Source organism: Salmonella sp. SAL4457 (genome assembly GCF_046548235.1).
GTDB classification, from domain to species: Bacteria; Pseudomonadota; Gammaproteobacteria; order Enterobacterales; family Enterobacteriaceae; genus Salmonella; species Salmonella enterica.
Genome location: NZ_JBGDZO010001235.1, coordinates 1 through 240, shown reverse-complemented (window position 1 = coordinate 240; position 240 = coordinate 1). Strand labels below are relative to the sequence as shown.

The 240-nt window shown below is 69.6% G+C and carries 1 protein-coding gene; it reads left to right on the top strand.

What is annotated here, in order from left to right:
• The coding region (locus ACLJNW_RS28130) for a phosphopantetheine-binding protein (RefSeq protein WP_410961911.1) at window positions 1–240 on the top strand (240 nt) is incomplete at both ends.

Below are 240 nucleotides of genomic sequence, written 5' to 3'. Positions count from 1 at the left end.
ACGAGCGCACCCTGGCCGGACTCCTCGGCGAGTTGCTGGATCGTCCCCGGGTAGGCATCCGCGACAGCTTCTTCGACCTCGGCGGCACCTCGCTCAGCGCGATGCGCTTCATGCTGCTGATCGAGAAGCGCTATGGCGTCGACCTGCCGATGGCCGCGCTGATCGAGACGCCGACCGTGGAGGGCCTGGCCGAACGCCTGCGGGAACGCTCGGCGGTGCGCGCCTTCGACCCGCTGGTAC